This window comes from Streptomyces sp. SID12501 (genome assembly GCF_010550245.1).
Lineage (GTDB): Bacteria > Actinomycetota > Actinomycetes > Streptomycetales > Streptomycetaceae > Streptomyces.
Genome location: NZ_JAAGLU010000702.1, coordinates 1 through 433, shown reverse-complemented (window position 1 = coordinate 433; position 433 = coordinate 1). Strand labels below are relative to the sequence as shown.

Annotated in this window: 1 pseudogene; it reads left to right on the top strand. The window is 73.7% G+C overall.

What is annotated here, in order from left to right:
* A pseudogene (locus G3I71_RS48000) lies at positions 1-433 on the top strand (DNA cytosine methyltransferase); the annotation flags it as partial.

Here is a 433-nt window from a genome sequence, read left to right as displayed (position 1 = left end):
ACGCGGACATCACCAGCCTCGACCCCACCCATCCCGCGCTCCGCTCCACCGACGGGATCACGATCTCGCCACCGTGCCCGCCCTACTCCCCCGCGGGAAAGCGCGCAGGCCTGCTCCACCCCAACATCGTCATCCTGTGCGCCACGATCGGACACGCCGGGATGGTGGCGGGCGCCCTCCGCGCGAGCGGCGGCCGCGAACACCCCCCGGCGCCCGAGCAGACGTGGCCGGCGGTCCGTGCCCGGTTGGCCGCGCTCACGGACCCCCGCATCGGGTTGATGGCCGAGACCGTGATCTGGGCCCTCGGGGCGCAGGCGGCCGGAGCCCCGATCCGGTGGCTGGCCCTGGAACAGTCCGCGCGCCTGCCCGTACAGATCGTGGCAGCGCTGCGTGCCGTGTTCGCGGAAGCGGGCTGGAACGGGTTCGACTATCG